This window comes from Nonomuraea sp. NPDC003754 (assembly GCF_053605785.1).
On sequence record NZ_JBSGJX010000003.1, the window covers coordinates 322,220 to 339,476 of the forward strand.

Consider the following 17,257-nt stretch of genomic DNA (forward strand, 5'->3'; position numbering starts at 1 on the left):
CGCTCCCTTTCGCGTGTCCTGTCTCCTGTAGCACTGGAGTGATCACGGGGGATTCCTGCGTTCGATGTCTCATACGTCACATTCGTCGGGAGATCTGATGATTTTTCTGGAAATGACGACATCGCTCGACGGGTATGTCGCCGCGCCCGGCGTCTCGCTCGAGCACCCCCTCGGCGAGGACGGCCTGCGGCTGCACGACTGGCTGCTCGGCGACTCCACCGCCCAGGAGAAGGAGATCGCGAGCCGGACCTTCGCCAACACCGGCGCCTTCCTTCTCGGCCGCCGCATGTTCGACGTCGGCGAGGAGCCCTGGGGCGACGACGGCGCCTTCGGCAGGCCGTGCTTCGTGGTCACGCACCGGCCCCGGCCGACGCTGGTCAAGGGCCCCACCACCTTCACGTTCGTCACCGACGGCATCGAGAGCGCGCTTGGCCAGGCGCGCGAGGCCGCGGGCGACGCCGACATCTGCGTCGTGGGCGGGGCCGAGCTGGCCCGGCAGTACCTGAGGGCAGGGGTCGTGGACGAGCTGCGCCTGCACCTGGTGCCGGTGATCCTGGGCGGCGGCACGCTCCTCTGGGACGGACTCACCCGCACCGAGCTGCGCACGACCCAGGTGGTGGAGACGCCGCAGGCGACACACCTCACATTCCGCCTGCGATAGATTCGACCAACGGTCAGCGTGTGTTCTGGAGGCCCCATGACGAAGGAGCGGGCCGACCGGATCCTCGACGCCGCCGCCGAGCTCCTGGTCCAGCTCGGCTACCGCAAGGTGACGATCGAGGACATCGCCCAGCGGGCCGGGATCGGCAAGGGCACCGTCTACCTCCACTGGCGCACCAAGCAGCAGCTGTTCGAGGCCCTGCTCCTGCGCGAGGCCGTCGCCTACCTGGAGACGCTCCTCGCCGAGATGCGCCGCGAACCGGCCACCGTGCTGCCCCACCGGATGCTGGCGTTCTCGTTCGTCGACATCCAGGACCGGCCCGTCCTGCGCGTGCTCATCACCGGCGACAGCCGGGCGCTGCAGGGCATGATGGCCGACCGGCCGCTGCACAGCCAGGAGCTGCTGGCCACCACGCGCATGTTCGACCTGATGGTCGGCCACGGCCTGCTCCGCGACGACGTGCCCAACCTTCGGTACGCCCTGAGCGCGCTCAACGGCGGTTTCTACCTCATCGACGCGCTCGACCCGCAGGCGGGCGAGCTCGACCGGCGGGCCAAGGCCGAGACGCTGGCGTTCGTCGTGCGCCACGCGCTCGAACCCGCCACGCCGCCGCCGGACGAGGAGATCGCCACGGCCGCCGCCGAGTTCATCGCCGCGTTCGAGGACCTCATCCGGCCGTACCGCCAGCTGATCTACGCGAGCTGACCGCGTCCAAGGCCGTCAGCAGTTCCTCCAGCGAGCCGATGACCGTCACGCCGTCCGGTGCCGGCCCGTCCCCGCCCCGTGACCCCACGGCGCCCTCGCGTTCCCGGCCATCCCCCGCACGCGACCCCGCGGCACCCTCGCCTGCCGATACGTCCCCCGCCGGTCGCCCTGCGGCGCTCTCGCGGGCCGGAGCAGCCCCCACCTGCGGCCCCACGGCGCTCTCGCGGGCCGGAGCAGCCCCCACCTGTGACCCTGCGGCGCTCTCGCGGGCTGGTACGGCGCCGCGGCCCGACCGGTCGAGCCAGAAGGCGCGCAGTCCCGCGTCGCGTGCCCCCAGCGCGTCGATGTCGTACTTGTCGCCCACGAACGCGACCTGCGCAGGGGGCAGGCCGAGCCGCGCGCATCCCTCCAGGAAGATGCCGGGGTGCGGTTTCGCCTGGCCGTACTCGCTGGAACACACGATCGCCGTCGTGCCGAAGTGGCCGAGCAGGCCGAGCGCGGTCAGCTTGGCCAGCTGGTGCGACAGCGTGGAGTTGGTCACCACCCCCAGCCGGTAACGCGGCGCGAGCGCCGCCAGCACGGGGGCGGCGTCGGGGAAGGCCGCCCACGCGGCGTTGACGAGCGCCGAGTAGCCCGCGAACCAGGCCGTCGCCTCCTCTTCCGGCACCGGCCTGCCGAGGAACCTGCTGACCCGGACGAGCCGCTGCTCCTCGAAGGTCAGCTCGCCGACCAGGAACCTGTCGTACTCCTCCTCCATGATCCGTCGCCACCGCGCGACCGCCTCCTCGGGCGACGGGAAGCCGTCCAGCAGGCCCTCGGCGGCCAGATGTTCGAGCAGGCCGGCGCGTTCGGAGCTGGAGTAGTCGAAGAGGGTGTCGTCGATGTCGAACAACACGCCACGGATGAGGTCAGCCACCGTCCCGCCTCGTCGTCGTCAGGAAGTCGCAGTAGTCGCAGGAAGTCGCAGGAAGTCGGATCCAGCAGGCACGCTACCCGGCACCGCCCCGATCGTGCCTTCCGCCCCCCGCGTCGGGGCGCCGCCCCTGATCCGCGGTGCGCGCGCCGGGCGGATCCCAACCAAACCAATGCCCAATTTGCACACTTTTAGGGAGAAATGTGAAGCCGGGGAGGGCATGAACAGAGGACACGCCGGTGATCGACACCGGCGGTGTCGCATACCGGCTTTCGGCCGGTACGGGCGCGCGAAGCGATGGAGGAGGAAGCCGCCGACGGGGTCGACCGCGCTCGCCGTGTGATCGGCCGCGCTTTCGCAACGGAGGACGCAGAGGATGAGCAGCACCGTCTCGCCGGATCCGCGCCGCCCGGGAAAGCCGGAGACCGTCCCTGAGCGGGGGCAGGGGGCCCGTCCGGCATGGCACGCGGCCGATGTCGCGACGGTGCTCCGGGAGTTCGGCGTCCAACTCGACCAGGGGCTCGGTGCCGAGGCCGCGCGCGAACGCCTCAGGACCCACGGCCCGAACCGGCTCGCCGCGGGGAAGAAGGAGTCCGCGCTCCAGGCGTGGCTGCGCCAGTACCGGGACTTCATGCAGATCGTGCTGCTCGCCGCCGCGTTGATCAACCTGCTCGTCACGCGCGAGGTCGGAACGTCCGTGGTCCTCGTCGCGCTCACCGTCTTCAACGCCGTGGTCGGGCTGCGCCAGGAGGCGAAGGCCGAGGAGAGCGTCAAGGCCCTCTCCCAGATGATGAAGACCATCGCGCGGGTGCGCCGGGACGGCCAGGCCGTCGAGATCGACGCCGAGGAACTCGTCCCGGGTGACGTGGTGCTGGTGGAGGCGGGCAACAGGATTCCGGCGGACGGCCGGATCTGCGTCGCCGCCACGCTGGAGATCGAGGAGGCCGCCCTCACGGGCGAGAGCCTGCCGGTCCTCAAGAGCGTCGAGCCCGTGCCGGGCAAGGAGGTGCCGCTCGGCGACCGGACGTGCTTCGCCTACATGAACACCTCCGTCACCCGGGGACGTGGGGAGATCGTCGTCACCGCGACCGGGATGGACACCGAGATCGGCCACATCGCCGACCTCCTCGCGAGCACGGAGGCGGACAAGACTCCGCTGCAGAAGCAGCTGGACTCACTGTCCAAGATCATCGCGACGATCGCCGGCATCGCCCTCGCCCTGGTGGTCGTGCTCGGACTGCTCCAGAACAAGCCGTTCGACACCCTGTTCGTCACGGGTGTGGCCCTGGCCGTCGCCGCCATCCCGACGGGCCTTCCCGCGGTCGTGACGGCGCTGCTGTCGATCGGCACCCAGAACATCGCACGCCGTAACGCCATCGTGAAACGCCTGCCCGCGGTGGAGACCCTGGGCTCGACGTCGATGATCTGCTCCGACAAGACCGGAACGCTCACGCTCAACAAGATGACGGCCAGGGAGATGGTGATCCCTGGCCAGAACCGCTTCACCGTCTCGGGTGAGGGCTACCGTACCGAGGGCGAGATCAAGCACGTCGGCGGGACGAGCGTCGACCTCGACCCGTACCTGCTGCCGATGATCCTGTGCGCGGACGCCGTCCTGGACGGAGAGAACCTGATCGGGGATCCGACGGAAGGCGCGCTGATCGTGCTGGCCGCCAAGGGCGGTCTCGACATCGCCGACACCCGCGCCGCCTACCCCCGGATCGCGGAGGTCCCGTTCGACTCGGACTACAAGTTCATGGCGACCTTCCACGAGATGACCGGCGCGAACGGGCAGCCGGTCGTCCGCTGCTACGTCAAGGGCGCCCCCGACGTGCTCATCGCGCGCGGGACCGCCTACCGCGCGCCGGACGGCTCCCGCGTCCAGGTGACGGACGGCAACCGCTCGCTCGCCCTGGACGCGAACGACCGCATGGCGGCGGCGGGCGAGCGGGTCATGGTGGTGGCCGAGCGGGAGTTCGATCCGCGCGCCTTCAACCCGGACGGCGACCTCATCGGCCAGGTGCGGGACCTCACCCTGCTCGCGATGGTGGGAATCGTCGACCCGCCGCGTCCTGAGGCCAGGAGCGCGATCGCGACGTGCAAGAAGGCCAGCATCCGGGTACGGATGATCACCGGCGACCACGCGACGACGGCGGCGGCGATCGCCGGTGAGCTCGGCATCACCGGCCAGGCGATCACCGGGGCCGAGTTCGCGGCGCTGAGCGACGACGAGGCGCTCAGGAAGCTGGATGACATCGGCGTCGTCGCCCGGGTGGCGCCCGAGGACAAGCTGCGCCTGGTCCGGCTGCTCAAGCAGTCCGGCAACGTGGTGGCCATGACCGGCGACGGGGTGAACGACGCACCCGCCCTGAAGGCGGCCGACATCGGCGTGGCGATGGGGATCACCGGCACCGAGGTGTCCAAGGAAGCCGCCGTGATGATCCTCACGGACGACAACTTCGCGACGATCGTGGGCGCCGTGGAGTACGGCCGCTCCCTGTACGACAACCTGCTGAAGTACCTGCGCTTCCAGATGTCGACGCTGGTCGCCTACATCGCGGTCTTCATCGGCGCGGCCCTCTTCGGCATCGCCGACGGGATCCCGCTCAACCCGCTGCAGATCCTGTGGATCAACATGGTGGTGGACATCCCGATCGCCATCGCGCTGGGCTTCGACGAGCCGACACGCGGCCTGATGGACCGCGCGCCCCGGCCGGTCGGCGCACCGGTCCTGTCCCGGGCGAACTGGATCCGGCTGTGCGTCCAGGGGCTCGTCATGACGGTCGGCTCGCTGGCCGCCTACCAGGTCGGCGTGGCGTACGGGGCGCTCGTGGCCTCCACCATGCTCCTGACCACGCTGTCGCTCTTCCACGTCGCGGCGGGAGTGCTGACCAGGGACCAGACGAACACGATCTTCTCCAGGGACGCCATCCCCGGCCCGAACCAGCTGCGCAGGTACGCCATCGCGCTCCTCGCGGTCATCGCGGTGACCGTGGTCGGCTTCCTGCAGAGCATCCTCAGGACCACCGGCCTGAACCTCGCCCAGTGGGGCGTCTGCGTCGGGATCGCGGCGACCCTCGTCGTGATCGAAGAGCTGATCAAACTCGTCGTACGGCACCGCGTGCACGCGAGCCACGCACGGGTGGCGGAAGCGACCTGAGGCGGAGGCGCCGGCCGCTAGTGCTGGGCCATGTCGACGAAGCGGCTGTAGTGGCCCTGGAAGGCGACGGTGACCGTCGCCGTGGGGCCGTTACGGTGCTTGGCCACGATCAGGTCCGCCTCACCCGCGCGCGGCGACTCCCGCTCGTAGGCGTCCTCGCGGTGAAGCAGGATCACCATGTCCGCATCCTGCTCGATCGATCCAGATTCGCGAAGGTCGCTGACCGCGGGACGCTTGTCGGTGCGCTGCTCGGGACCACGGTTGAGCTGGGAGATGGCGATCACCGGCACCTCGAGCTCCTTGGCCAGCAGCTTGATCGACCGCGAGATCTCCGACACCTCGTTCTGCCGGGATTCCGTCTTCTTCGGCGAGCTCATCAGCTGGAGGTAGTCGATGACGACGAAACGCAGGTCGTTGCGCTGCTTGAGACGGCGGCACTTGGCCCTGATCTCCATCATCGACATGTTGGGCGAGTCGTCGATGAACAGCGGCGCCTCGGCCACCTCGCTCATCCTGCGGGCGAGCCTGGTCCAGTCGTCGTCGGTCATCATGCCCGAGCGCATCGCGTGGAGCGCCACGCGCGCCTCGGCGGACAGCAGTCGCATGGTGATCTCGTTGCGCGACATCTCCAGCGAGAAGATGACCGTGGTCATCCCATGCTTGATCGCCGCCGACCTGGCGAAGTCCAGTCCCAGCGTCGAGTTGTGCGTCGGGATCCAGGACCGACTGGCGAGGTACAGGTGCTCCTGGTTGTCCACCTCGACGCAGCGAACCGGAACCGACTCGACTCGCCGTACGGCGACGATGTTCCGGTAGCCGACCTTGGGGCTGGCCTGCGGCCGGTGTCGGGCGGCTTTCCCGCCGAGCTTGAACACCTTGTCGCCAGGGGTGAAGCAGACCTGGTAGCACGTGGAACCGTCCTCTGAGCGGCCGTTGACACGCTTGGTGGCGATGGTCGCCTTGTATCCGAGACCGAGGATCAGTTCCTGCGTGTCGTAGGCCAGTGGCCGGTTGGTGACGGCGAACACGACCGTGCCGCTGTCGTCGACGTACCCGTCGGTGTCCAGCAGGCCGGCGAGCAGGTCCCGGCGCTGTTGTTCGGAGGCACGCAGGTAGATGGAAGGGATGTGCTTGTTCCCCAGCACTCCCATACCGCGGAGAATGTCCTGAGCGGTCCCGTGGTGGTCCCGGCGGCGCAATCCGGTGGAGGGGCCGCCTTTTTCGACGCCTATCCCCTCTTGTTCGATGTAAGCGGCGATCTCCGGGTCCGCCGATGTGAACCTGGCGCTGTCGCTGTTCCCGTCTCCCAGCCACACCCCAAGGGTGTATGGCGGCAACGGGAGGTCGCGCTCGGGCAGCTCCATGGAACCGGCGACGGGTACTGAGTGGTTGAATCGCACGTCGGACGTGTTGCAGAGGAGAGTGGCGGCGATCTCCTCGGTGGTCTTCACCGAAGCACTCCGCCGGCCCGCCCTGCGGGATGCCCGTGTGTCCGTCAGCCACTGATGGGAGCCGTCGGCGACGATCACCGTACCGTCGGCGAACTCCACCTCGTAGCAGGGCCTGCCGTGCATGACGTCCGTCGCCGCGACAACGCGGGTGGGCTTTCCGTCGGCTCCGATCAGATGGTCACCGACTCTCACCTCACCCATGGTGGTCCAACCCGTCGGGGTCGGCAGAGGAGTGTCGAGCGCGAGCGCCTTGCCGATCGCGGGGCGGGCGGCGACGACGATCATCTGGCCGGGGTGCAGGCCGTTGGTGAGCGAGTCGAGGTCCTGGAAGCCGGTCGGGACGCCGACCATCTGGCCGCCGCGGGAGCCGATCGCCTCCAGCTCGTCGAGGGCGCCCGGCATGATGTCGGACAGCGGCGCGTAGTCTTCGGACGTGCGGCGCTCGGTGACCTTGTAGATCTCCGCCTGTGCCCGGTCGACCAGGTCGTCGACCTCTTCGTTCTGCCCGCCGTAGCCGAAGGAGACGATGCGGGTGCCGGCCTCGATGAGGCGGCGCAGGATGGCCTGCTCCCTGACGATCTTGGCGTAGTAGCCGGCGTTGGCGGCGGTGGGGACGACGGCGGTCAGCGTGTGGAGGTAGGCGGCGCCGCCGACCCTGGCCATCTCGCCGCGCTTCTGCAGCTCGTCGAAGACGGTGACGGCGTCGGCGGGCTCGCCCCTGCCGTACAGGTCGGTGACGACCTCGTAGATCATCTGGTGGGCGGGCCGGTAGAAGTCGTCGGACCTGATGATCTCGACGACGTCGGCGATGGCGTCCTTGGACAGCAGCATGCCGCCGAGGACGGACTGCTCCGCCTCGATGTTGCTCGGTGGGGTGCGCTCGAAGCCAGGACCGCCGCTTGGCTCGTCGTCTTCCATGGTCACCGCGCCCCCTCGAAACACCTAGCAGGCGGTCGCACCACCCCCACTTGTAGTCGACCGGGCTGACAGTTTCGCCCGTCGTTAGACGGTACGGCAACGCAGCCTGTGGACAACCCTGTGGTCAAGCTGTGCAGGAACCGGTGGAAGGTGTGGGAGCGCTGTGGACGAGCCTGGGGATAACTCTGAGCCTGGCTGTGGAAAACCGCCCTGACCAGCGAAAACAGTATCCACCGGCTGTGGAGGAAAGAAAGTTGGCCCGACACGCCAAAGGATCATTACGTAAGGGGCATAATGGCTAAATGCCCATTACTGCCCGGGACAGGGAGATTCTGCGCCTGGCACTCCCCGCCTTCGGGGCACTGGTCGCCGAGCCGCTGTTCCTGATCGCCGACTACGCGATCGTGGGCCATGGTCTGGGCACCACCGCGGTCGGCGCGCTCGGCGTGGCGGGGACCGTCCTGTCGACGCTGGTCTATCTCTGCGTGTTCCTCGCCTACGGCACCACCGCCTCCGTCGCCAGGCAGATCGGCGCGGGCAACCACACCCGCGCCATGCGCGACGGCGTGGACGGGCTGTGGCTGGCCTTCGCCATCGGCGTCGCGCTCATCGTGATCTGCTGGCCGCTGTCACCCGCGATCGTCGACCTGTTCGGCGCCGAGCCCGCGCAGTCCGCGGACGCCGCCACCTACCTGCGGATCAGCCTGCTCGGCACCCCCGGCATGCTCGTCGTGCTCGCCGGCACCGGCGTCCTGCGCGGCATGCAGGACACCAGGACACCGCTCGTCGTCGCCGTCGCCTCCTTCACGCTGAACGCCGTGCTCAACGCGTGGTTCGTGCTCGGCCTGCACTGGGGCATCGCGGGCTCGGCGTGGGGCACCGTTCTCGCCCAGACCGCCGCGGCGGGCGTCTACCTGTGGGTCGTCGTCAAGGGCGCCCGGCGCGCGGGCGTACCGCTCACACCCGACCCGGCGGGCATCAAACAGGCCGGTACGGCAAGCGTCGCCCTCCTCATCAGGACGATCTGCCTGCGCATCGTGCTCCTGGTGGCCACCGCCATGGCGACCAGGCTGGGCACCGCCGAGCTGGCCGCGCACGCCATCACCACCCAGCTGTGGACGCTGCTCGCCCTCGCCCTCGACGCCATCGCCATCGCGGGGCAGGCCATCACGGGACGCTCGCTCGGCGCGGGCGACGCCGCGGGCACCAAGGACGCCACCAGGCGCATGGTGTGGTGGGGCCTGTGGTCGGGGGTCGCGCTGGGCCTGATCGTGGCCGTGGGACGGCCGTTCTTCCCCGGCGTCTTCGACGCCGATCCCGAGGTGACCGCCGAGCTGCTCGGCGTGCTGTGGGTGGTGGCGCTGCTCCAGCCGGTCTCGGGCATCGTGTTCGTGCTCGACGGTGTCCTGATCGGCGCGGGCGACCAGCGCTACCTGGCGTGGGCCGGGGTGTGGACGACGCTCGCCTACCTGCCACTGGCGCTCGCGGCGGGCGACCTGGTCGTGTTGTGGCTGGCCCTGGGCGTGTGGATGGTCGCGCGTCTCCTCACGCTGGGAGCCAGGGCGTACGGCACGCGGTGGCTGGTTACCGGAGGTTGACCACTAGTCAACCGGCCCGTGCTTGCCTGGCACGCTCCACGGCCTGCATGGTGAGAATCCTCACCCCGGCGATTGGTACAGACACGTGCCCCGTCTCCCCCTCGCCGCGGCCACCGGCCCGCGCACCGGTGCCCGGCACCGCCTGCACCGGCTCTACCGGCCTGCCGACCTGGTGATCCTCGGGCTCGGCGTGATGATCGGCGCGGGCATCTTCAGCGTCGCCGGCCGCCAGGCGGTCACCACCGCCGGCCCCGGCGTGATCCTCTCCTTCATGATCGCCGGGATCGCCTCGCTGCTGGCCGCGCTCTGTTACGCCGAGCTGGCCTCCACGATCCCCGCCTCGGGCAGCGCCTACACCTTCTCCTACGTGCTGTTCGGCGAGGTGTGGGCCTGGCTCGTCGGCTGGGCGCTGGTCCTGGAGATGCAACTGGCGGCCGCCGTCGTGGCGCGGGTGTGGGCGCTGTACGCCGCCCAGACGTTCGCCGACCTCGGGGTGCCCCTCCCGGTGCCCCAGGGCGTGCTGACCGCGCTCGTCCTCGGCCTGCTGACCGCCACGGTCGCGATGAGCGCCAGGTTCGGGCTGCGCGCGCTGTGGCTGATCGTCGTGGCCAAGCTCGCCGCCATCGCCGCGGTGATCGCCGTCGGGGCGCTCCACTTCGACCCGGCCAACCTGGGTGACTTCATCGCGCCGCACCAGCCGTCGTCCGGCCCGCCCGACACCCTGCTCGGGCTGGTGGTGGGGCCGGCGGGATCCTTCGGATGGTTCGGGGTGTTCGCCGCCGCTCCCGCGATCGCCTTCGCCTACATCGGCTTCGACGTCGTGGCCACGGCCGCCGAGGAGACGCTGGACGCGCCGCGGGCCGTACCGAAGGGCATGATCCGCAGCCTGGTGATCGCCACCGTGCTCTACATCGCGGTGGCGGTGGTGATGGTCGGCATGGTGCCGTACACGCGCATCTCCGAGGTGGCGCCGCTGGCGGCGGCCTTCGCGGCGGTGGGCGAGAACGCGATGGTGCACGTCATCAACATCGGCGCCGTCCTGGGGCTGACGACGGTGATCATGGTGCTGATCGCGGGGCAGACCCGGATCATGTTCGCGATGGCCCGCGACGGGCTGCTGCCCCGCGGGCTCGGGACGCTCAGCCGCCGCTACCACTCCCCCACCAGGGTCACGCTGGTGATCGGCGTGACCGCGATCCTGCTGGCCGAGCTGGCTCCGGTGCTGATGCTGGAGCAGATCGTGGTGGTCGGGGCGTTGTTCGCGTTCCTCGCGGTGTCGGCCGGGGTGATCGTGCTGCGCCGCCGGATGCCGGACGCGCCTCGCGGGTTCAGCGTGCCGCTGTCCCCGCTGCTGCCCGCGCTGTCGATGCTGGCCACGCTGTGGCTGATGGTGAACCTCAGCGTCCAGACGTGGCTGTCGTTCGCGGCGTGGATGGCGGTGGGCGTCCTGGCCTACCTCGTGTACGGCAGGCGCCGCAGCCCGCTGGCCGCCCCCGTCGCCTCCGGACGCGGCCGCCACCGCCGCTAGGAACGAGGTGCGGGGCCGCCGGCCATGTACCTCGTTCCTAGAAGCGGCCGGACTCGATCACGCTGCGCAGGAAGTCGCGGGTGCGCGGATGCCGGGGATCGGTGAAGATCTGCTCGGGCGTGCCGCGTTCGAGCAGCACGCCGCCGTCCAGGAAGCAGACCGTGTCGGCGATGTCCCGGCAGAAGCTCATCTCGTGCGTGGTCAGGACCATGGTCATGCCCGCGCTCTTGAGCTCCCTGATGACGCCGAGCACCTCGGTGACCAGTTCGGGGTCGAGCGCCGAGGTGACCTCGTCGAGCAGCATCAGCCGGGGCTGCGTGGCCATGGCGCGGATGATGGCCACCCGCTGCTGCTGCCCGCCCGACAGCTGGTCGGGGTAGGCCTTCGCCTTCTCCGCCAGGCCGAACCTGGCCAGCAGCTCCCTGGCCTGCTCCTCCGCCTGTTTCCTGGACACCCCGTGCACCTGGCGCGGGGCCAGCGTGATGTTGTCCAGGACGCTCATGTGCGGGAACAGGTTGAACGCCTGGAAGACGATGCCCATGCGCTTGCGCACGTCGTCGACGTCGACATCCGGGTCGGTGATCTCTCGCCCGTCGAGCGTGATGATCCCGTCGTCGACGGTCTCGAGCAGGTTCACCGTACGCAGCAGGGTGGACTTGCCCGATCCGGAGGCGCCGATGAGACAGACCACCTCGTGCGGCGCCACCTCGAGGTCGATCCCGCGCAGCACGGGATGGTCGTGGTAGCTCTTCCACACCCCTTCGAGGGTGAGCACGCTCATCGTCCCCTCCGCCTCTGCGACCGCGCGGCCAGGTAGTCGGTGAAGCGCGCCATCGGGATGGTGAGCAGGATGAACAGCAGCGCGGCCACCAGGTAGGGCGTGTAGTTGAAGGAGCTGGACGCGTGGATCTGGGCCTGCCTGAGCGCCTCGATCGCCCCGATCGTCGCCACCAGCGCCGTGTCCTTCTGCAGCGACACGAAGTCGTTCAGCAGGGGCGGGATCACCCTGCGCACGGCCTGCGGCAGCACCACGAAGCGCAACGTCTTGCCCTGTGTCAGCCCGAGCGAGCGGGCCGCGGCCACCTGGCTGGGATGGATCGACTCGATGCCGGAGCGGAACACCTCCGCCACGTAGGCGCCGTAGGAGAGCGTCAGCGCGATGATGCCCAGCGTCGCCTCGTCCGAGGGGGTGCCCTGCAGCCGCAGCGCGGGCAGGCCGAAGCCCACCAGGTAGACCAGCAGGATCGTCGGGATGCCGCGGAAGATGTCGGTGTAGGCGACGGCCAGGCAGCGCAGCGGGAAGAACACCGGGGCGGTCAGCCCGCGGGCCAGCGCCACCAGCAGCCCGACGACGAGGATCAGCGGCTCGGCGATCAGGAAGATCTTGACGTTGAGCAGGAACCCGTCGAGCACGTCCGGCAGCGCGGCGACGAACTGCTCGGGGTTGAAGAAGGTGTCCTGCACCCGATCCCAGCCGGGCGCGTTCGTGACCACCCAGACCACGAGCACCAGGAAGACGATCGTGGAGACGGTGGCGGTGGAGGCCGAACGGCGGGCGCGCCTGGCGCGCACCCGCTCACGTTCGAGCTGCTTTTCGCTCTTGACCCAGGTGGACGCCATCACTTCAGCTCGGGAGCACCCGCCGCCTCGCCGAGCCACTGCTGCTCGATCTTGGCCAGCTCGCCCTTGGTCTTGAGCGCGTCGACCGCCTTGTCGACGCAGGACTTCAGCGCGCTGCCCTTCTCCATGACCAGGCCGAACTCCTCGGGCGTGCCGCCCGAGGCGCTGAACTGGCCGATGATGGCGGAGTTGTCCACCTGGGCGGCGGTCACGTAGAAGGCCGTCGGCAGGTCGACGACGAGCGCGTCGATCTGGCCGTTCTTCAGCGCGTTGACCGCGTCGATCTGGTCGTTGTAGACCTTCGGCTGCTTGGCCGGCTTGATGATGTCCTGGACGGCGCTGAACGCGGTCGTGCCGACCTGCACGCCGATCGCGGCGTCCTTGAGCGCCGCCAGCGACGTGGCGCCCGCGACCTTCGACCCCTTCACCGCGACGACGGCCTGCTTGGCGGTGTAGTAGCCGTCGCTGAAGTCGACCGCCTTGGCCCGCGCGGGCGTGATCGAGACCTGGTTGATGTCGAAGTCGAACTTCTTCGCGCCGGGGGCGAAGGCGGTGTCGAACTTGACCGTCGACCACTGCACCTCGTCGCGGTCGAAGCCCATCTCACCGGCGACCGCGTAGGCGATCGCGCTCTCGAAGCCCTGGCCGTTGCTCGGGTCGTCGTCCTTGAACCACGGCTCGTAGGCCGGCTTGTCGGTGCCGATCGTCAGCTTGCCCGCGTTGACGAGCTTGAGCTGGTCCTTCGTGCAGGCGGTGGAGGCGGCGCCGCTCGGGGCGGCCGTACTGGCGGTGTTGTCGGCTGGGGCGCACGCCACAGTCGCCGTCGCCAGCGCACCGAGAGCGAACAGCATAGAAGGGCGAACCATGGGCGTCTCCACGTCTACTGAATGAACGTGCAAATTGTACGTGGGCCTAATGGCGGTTCCATCCGGGCCTATATGTACGTGCTCTTCGGCTGCCGGACACCGGAAACTGTCAGGGCCCCCGGCGATACTCGGTACCACGGAGCCGACCGGGCGCCACGGGAAAGGGAGAGACATGGCCGAGGTGTTGCTGTTCCATCACGCGCACGGGTTGACGTCCGGTGTCCGCGTGTTCGCCGAGGAGCTCAGGCGGGCCGGCCACACCGTCCACGTGCCTGACCTGTTCGAGGGGCAGGTCTTCGCCGGCCTCGAGGAGGGCGTCGCCTACGCCCAGAAAACAGGGTTCGACGCGATCGTCGAGCGGGGGCGGGCCGCCGCCGAAGGGCTGCCCGGCGAGCTCGTCTACGCCGGGTTCTCGCTCGGGGTGATGCCGGCGCAGCTGCTGGCCCAGACCCGAGCCGGAGCGAAGGGCGCGGTGCTGGTCCACGCCTGCGTCCCGACCGCCGAGTTCGGCGGCGGCTGGCCCGACGGCGTGCCGGTCCAGGTGCACGGCATGGACGCCGACCCGTTCTTCGTCGACGAGGGCGACCTCGCCGCGGCCCGCGCGCTCGTCGCGACGACCGCGGACGCCGAGCTGTTCCTCTACCCCGGCGACCGACACCTGTTCGCCGACCCCAGCCTGCCCGCCTACGACGAGCCGGCCACCACGCTGCTCACCGAACGGGTGCTGGGCTTTCTCGACCGGGTCGCGTAGCCGCCCGCACGGCAGGCGCTCGCCGGCTCAGGTCACGGCGGCGAGCGTCCTTCGGTTCGCGGTGGCGAGCGTCCTTCGGTCCGCGGCGGCGGGCATCGACGGACGCGACCACCCCATCCGCTACGGGAATCCCCGCACGCGAGCCGAGCGAGCAAGCCTCCCCGACCCCGCACCATCCCCGAACAGAACCTAGCGAGTGACCGGCGGACAGCGGGCAGCGCGGGCAGAGCCTCGCGCGTGACCGAGGACTCGCGAGCGACCAGCGGACGGCGGGCGGAGCGGGCAGAGCCTCGCGAGTGAGCGGCAGACGGCGGGCAGCGCCGGTGCCCCGGCCACCCACGATCCCCGGACAGAACCGCGAGAGCGGCTGGCGGACGGCGGGCAGCACGGGCAGAGCCTCCCGAGTGAGCGGCGGGCAGCACGGGCAGCGCCGGTGCCCCGGCCACCCACGATCCCCGGACAGAACCGCGAGAGCGGCTGGCGGACGGCGGGCAGCACGGGCAGAGCCTCCCGAGTGAGCGGCGGGCAGCACGGGCAGCGCCGGTGCCCCGGCCACCCACGATCCCCGGGCAGAACCGCGAGAGCGACCGCCTGAGCGGCGCGAACAGGGAAGCGTGCCCCACCCTCGCAGGGTCCCCTGACAGAACTGCGAGAGTGACCGCCTGAGCGCCGGGCGGAGCGGGCAGGAAGCGCGCTCGCCCGCGATCCCCCGGACGAGATCGGGGGAAGGAGCGTGCCTCGGTCCAGGTCGGGCTGAGAGGCCGTGGAATGACGAAAACCCCCGCGGGAATCCCCGCGGGGGTTTTCGCTGGTGCGGAAACCGCTAGCCGGCGACGACTTCGACGTCGAGGGAAGCGGAGACCTCGGGGTGCAGCTTGACGCTGACCTTGTGGGAGCCGACGCTCTTGATCGCGTTGACGATCTCGATGCGGCGACGGTCGAGGGCCGGGCCACCGGCCTTCTGGACCGCCTCGGCGATGTCACCGGTGGTGACGGAGCCGAACAGGCGGCCGGACTCGCCCGCGCGGGTCGCCAGCTTGACCTTGAGGGCGCGGAGCTGGCCGGCGACCTCCTTGGCGGTGCCCAGGTCGCGGATCTCGCGGGCGTCGCGCGCCTTCTTGATCGAAGCGATCTGCTTCTCGCCACCACGCGTCCACTGGATCGCGTAGCCGCGGGGCACGAGGTAGTTGCGGCCGTAGCCGTCCTTGACCTCGACGATGTCGCCGGGGGCGCCGAGGCCGGAGACCTCGGTGGTGAGGATGAGCTTCATGTCGCAAGTCCTCCCTTAGCGCGCGGTGCTCGTGTAGGGCAGCAGAGCCACCTCACGGGCGTTCTTGATCGCGGTCGCCACGTCGCGCTGGTGCTGGGTGCAGTTGCCCGTCACCCGGCGCGCACGGATCTTGCCGCGGTCGGAGATGAACTTCCGAAGCAGCGCCGTGTCCTTGTAGTCGACGTAGGAGATCTTGTCGTGGCAGAACAGGCAAACCTTCTTCTTGGGCTTGCGCAGTGCCGGCTTAGCCATCGTGGTGCTCCTTTCAGAGCCCCGCCGTGAAGCGGGAATGGACTCGGGCTTGTTGACAGGTGGTCAGGCCTGGCGGCCCGACCGGGAAGGGCCCGCGAACGGGCCCTTCGGGTTAGAAGGGAGGCTCGTCGCTGAAGTCGCCGCCGCCGAAGCCGCCGCCACCCTGCTGGCCGCCGAAGCCGCCACCCTGGTTGCCGCCGCCGTAGCCGCCGCCACCGCCGCCGCCGAAGCCGCCGCCCTGGGGCGGGGCGGGCGTGGCAGAGGCCCACGGGTCGTCGGCGGGGCCGCCGCCGAAGCCGCCGCCACCACCCTGACGGGAGGTGCGGTTGACCTTGGCGGTGGCGTTACGCAGGGACGGGCCGATCTCGTCGACCTCGACCTCGTAGACCGTGCGCTTCTCGCCTTCCTTGGTCTCGTAAGACCGCTGCTTGAGCCGCCCCTGAACGATGACCCGCATGCCGCGCTGCAGCGACTCGGCGACGTTCTCGGCCGCCTGCCGCCACACGTTGCAGGTCAGGAAGAGGCTTTCGCCGTCCTTCCACTCGTTGGTCTGGCGGTCCATGAACCGCGGAGTGGACGCGACGCGGAACTGGGCCACGGCTTGCCCCGTAGGGGTGAAGCGCAGCTCAGGATCGTTGACAAGATTGCCGACGATGGTGATGACGGTGTCGCCTGCTGCCATGGCTGGAGCCCTTCCTCAACTCTTGGGTTACGGCTCAGACTACGGCCCGCCCCCGACAGAAAATCGGGAGAACGAGCTGCTTAGTGCACGTCCGGGCGGAGAACCTTGGTCCGCATGATGCCCTCGTTGAGGTTCATCTGGCGGTCGAGCTCCTTGACCGTGGCCGGCTCGGCGGACAGGTCGATGACGGCGTAGATGCCTTCCGACTTCTTGTCGATGTCGTAGGCAAGGCGACGGCGGCCCCACACGTCGACCTTCTCCACGGTGCCACCGTCGTTGCGGACGACGGCGAGGAACTGGTCGAGGGACGGCGCCACAGTGCGCTCATCGAGCGAAGGGTCCAGGATCACCATTACTTCGTAACGACGCATGATGGACTCCAACCTCCTCTGGACTCTTGCGGTCACGACAATCTGTCGTGACAGGAGGACGCTGACGTTTTTCCCGGGATCGCCCCTTTCGGCGACCCGGTGGCGGTTGACACAGCACAACGCAGCCTGCTCAGGTTACCAGCCGCGCACGGATGGGAACTCCTTTACAGATGAGGGGGTGGTAGCCATGCCACACGTGCTTCGTCCCGGCGAGAACGAGAGGTCCAGGCTGACGCTCAACAGCGACGGCCGCCCGCACCCGATCGAGAACCTGCTGTCGATCGCCACGCTGGTGTGCGGCCTGGTCGCGTTCGGGTCGACCTTCTTCCCCGACGCCCACGTCGTCTCGTCGTGGGTGGGGGCGCTCGGCTTCGGCCTCGGGCTCTACTCGCAGTACATCTCGGCGACCACGCCGGAACGGGCGCTGAACATCGTGGGGATCGTGGCGTCGTTCGTGGGCGTGGCACTGGGCATCGCGCGCGGCGGGTTCCTGCCATAACACCCCGATGCG

Annotated in this window: 16 protein-coding genes; 7 read left to right on the forward strand and 9 right to left on the reverse strand. The window is 69.6% G+C overall.

Annotation, left to right across the window (positions count from 1 at the left end; genetic code table 11):
- The first annotated feature begins 97 nt into the window (after positions 1 to 97).
- Both ACWEVS_RS05980 and ACWEVS_RS05985 read left to right on the forward strand, forming a co-directional pair.
- Positions 98 to 661, forward strand: coding sequence for a dihydrofolate reductase family protein (locus tag ACWEVS_RS05980; RefSeq protein ID WP_452550169.1), 564 nt, complete (start codon positions 98 to 100; stop codon positions 659 to 661).
- A gap of 36 nt (positions 662 to 697) precedes the next feature.
- The gene (locus ACWEVS_RS05985) at positions 698 to 1,366 is read left to right on the forward strand and encodes a TetR/AcrR family transcriptional regulator (RefSeq protein ID WP_452550171.1); all 669 of its coding nucleotides are present in this window, start codon (positions 698 to 700) and stop codon (positions 1,364 to 1,366) included.
- Here ACWEVS_RS05985 and ACWEVS_RS05990 read toward each other — a convergent pair.
- Complete coding sequence (locus ACWEVS_RS05990; protein ID WP_452550172.1) at positions 1,329 to 2,282, reverse strand: HAD-IA family hydrolase; 954 nt, start codon at positions 2,280 to 2,282, stop codon at positions 1,329 to 1,331. The two genes, ACWEVS_RS05985 and ACWEVS_RS05990, sit on opposite strands and share 38 nt — an antisense overlap.
- A gap of 373 nt (positions 2,283 to 2,655) precedes the next feature.
- Between ACWEVS_RS05990 and ACWEVS_RS05995 the strand changes: the two genes are divergently transcribed.
- A complete protein-coding gene (locus tag ACWEVS_RS05995; protein WP_452550174.1) occupies positions 2,656 to 5,439 on the forward strand; it encodes a cation-translocating P-type ATPase in 2,784 nt (927 codons plus the stop codon).
- Between the two features lie 17 nt (positions 5,440 to 5,456).
- Here ACWEVS_RS05995 and dnaB read toward each other — a convergent pair whose 3' ends face one another.
- Positions 5,457 to 7,808: a replicative DNA helicase gene (dnaB, locus tag ACWEVS_RS06000; RefSeq protein WP_452550217.1), complete on the reverse strand. Its 2,352-nt coding sequence runs from the start codon at positions 7,806 to 7,808 to the stop codon at positions 5,457 to 5,459.
- 302 nt (positions 7,809 to 8,110) lie between these two features.
- On the opposite strand from dnaB, the gene ACWEVS_RS06005 reads away from it, so the two are divergent.
- Both ACWEVS_RS06005 and ACWEVS_RS06010 read left to right on the forward strand, forming a co-directional pair.
- Positions 8,111 to 9,406 (forward strand): MATE family efflux transporter, encoded by a 1,296-nt coding sequence (locus ACWEVS_RS06005; protein WP_452550176.1) that lies wholly within the window; start codon positions 8,111 to 8,113, stop codon positions 9,404 to 9,406.
- Positions 9,407 to 9,491: 85 nt separating this feature from the next.
- Positions 9,492 to 10,934, forward strand: a complete 1,443-nt coding sequence (locus ACWEVS_RS06010) for an amino acid permease (RefSeq protein ID WP_449915978.1) — start codon at positions 9,492 to 9,494, stop codon at positions 10,932 to 10,934.
- 37 nt (positions 10,935 to 10,971) lie between these two features.
- On the opposite strand, the gene ACWEVS_RS06015 is transcribed toward ACWEVS_RS06010, so the two are convergent.
- From ACWEVS_RS06015 to ACWEVS_RS06025, 3 genes are read right to left on the reverse strand one after another with little or no spacing between them, the layout of a single operon-like run.
- Positions 10,972 to 11,715, reverse strand: a complete 744-nt coding sequence (locus tag ACWEVS_RS06015; protein ID WP_354919186.1) for an amino acid ABC transporter ATP-binding protein — start codon at positions 11,713 to 11,715, stop codon at positions 10,972 to 10,974.
- Complete coding sequence (locus tag ACWEVS_RS06020) at positions 11,712 to 12,554, reverse strand: amino acid ABC transporter permease (protein ID WP_354919189.1); 843 nt, start codon at positions 12,552 to 12,554, stop codon at positions 11,712 to 11,714. The genes ACWEVS_RS06015 and ACWEVS_RS06020 overlap by 4 nt, the downstream gene beginning before the upstream one ends.
- Positions 12,554 to 13,420 (reverse strand): ABC transporter substrate-binding protein, encoded by an 867-nt coding sequence (locus ACWEVS_RS06025; protein ID WP_452550178.1) that lies wholly within the window; start codon positions 13,418 to 13,420, stop codon positions 12,554 to 12,556. The genes ACWEVS_RS06020 and ACWEVS_RS06025 overlap by 1 nt, the downstream gene beginning before the upstream one ends.
- Before the next feature lie 172 nt (positions 13,421 to 13,592).
- Here ACWEVS_RS06025 and ACWEVS_RS06030 point away from each other — a divergent pair, with 172 nt between their 5' ends.
- Positions 13,593 to 14,171 carry a dienelactone hydrolase family protein gene (locus tag ACWEVS_RS06030; RefSeq protein WP_452550180.1) on the forward strand — a complete coding sequence of 193 codons (579 nt, stop codon included), beginning with the start codon at positions 13,593 to 13,595 and terminating at the stop codon, positions 14,169 to 14,171.
- Between the two features lie 823 nt (positions 14,172 to 14,994).
- Here ACWEVS_RS06030 and rplI read toward each other — a convergent pair.
- From rplI to rpsF, 4 genes are all read right to left on the reverse strand, one after another.
- Positions 14,995 to 15,441 (reverse strand): 50S ribosomal protein L9, encoded by a 447-nt coding sequence (gene rplI, locus ACWEVS_RS06035; RefSeq protein ID WP_354919198.1) that lies wholly within the window; start codon positions 15,439 to 15,441, stop codon positions 14,995 to 14,997.
- 15 nt (positions 15,442 to 15,456) lie between these two features.
- Positions 15,457 to 15,693 carry a 30S ribosomal protein S18 gene (gene rpsR / locus ACWEVS_RS06040; RefSeq protein WP_020543048.1) on the reverse strand — a complete coding sequence of 79 codons (237 nt, stop codon included), beginning with the start codon at positions 15,691 to 15,693 and terminating at the stop codon, positions 15,457 to 15,459.
- Positions 15,694 to 15,805: 112 nt separating this feature from the next.
- The gene (locus ACWEVS_RS06045; RefSeq protein WP_449915987.1) at positions 15,806 to 16,375 is read right to left on the reverse strand and encodes a single-stranded DNA-binding protein; all 570 of its coding nucleotides are present in this window, start codon (positions 16,373 to 16,375) and stop codon (positions 15,806 to 15,808) included.
- An 80-nt stretch (positions 16,376 to 16,455) separates the two neighbouring features.
- On the reverse strand, positions 16,456 to 16,746 hold the full coding sequence (gene rpsF, locus ACWEVS_RS06050) for a 30S ribosomal protein S6 (protein WP_379572850.1): 291 nt from the start codon (positions 16,744 to 16,746) through the stop codon (positions 16,456 to 16,458).
- Between the two features lie 187 nt (positions 16,747 to 16,933).
- On the opposite strand from rpsF, the gene ACWEVS_RS06055 reads away from it, so the two are divergent.
- On the forward strand, positions 16,934 to 17,245 hold the full coding sequence (locus tag ACWEVS_RS06055) for a hypothetical protein (protein WP_354919207.1): 312 nt from the start codon (positions 16,934 to 16,936) through the stop codon (positions 17,243 to 17,245).
- The last annotated feature ends 12 nt before the right edge of the window (positions 17,246 to 17,257 follow it).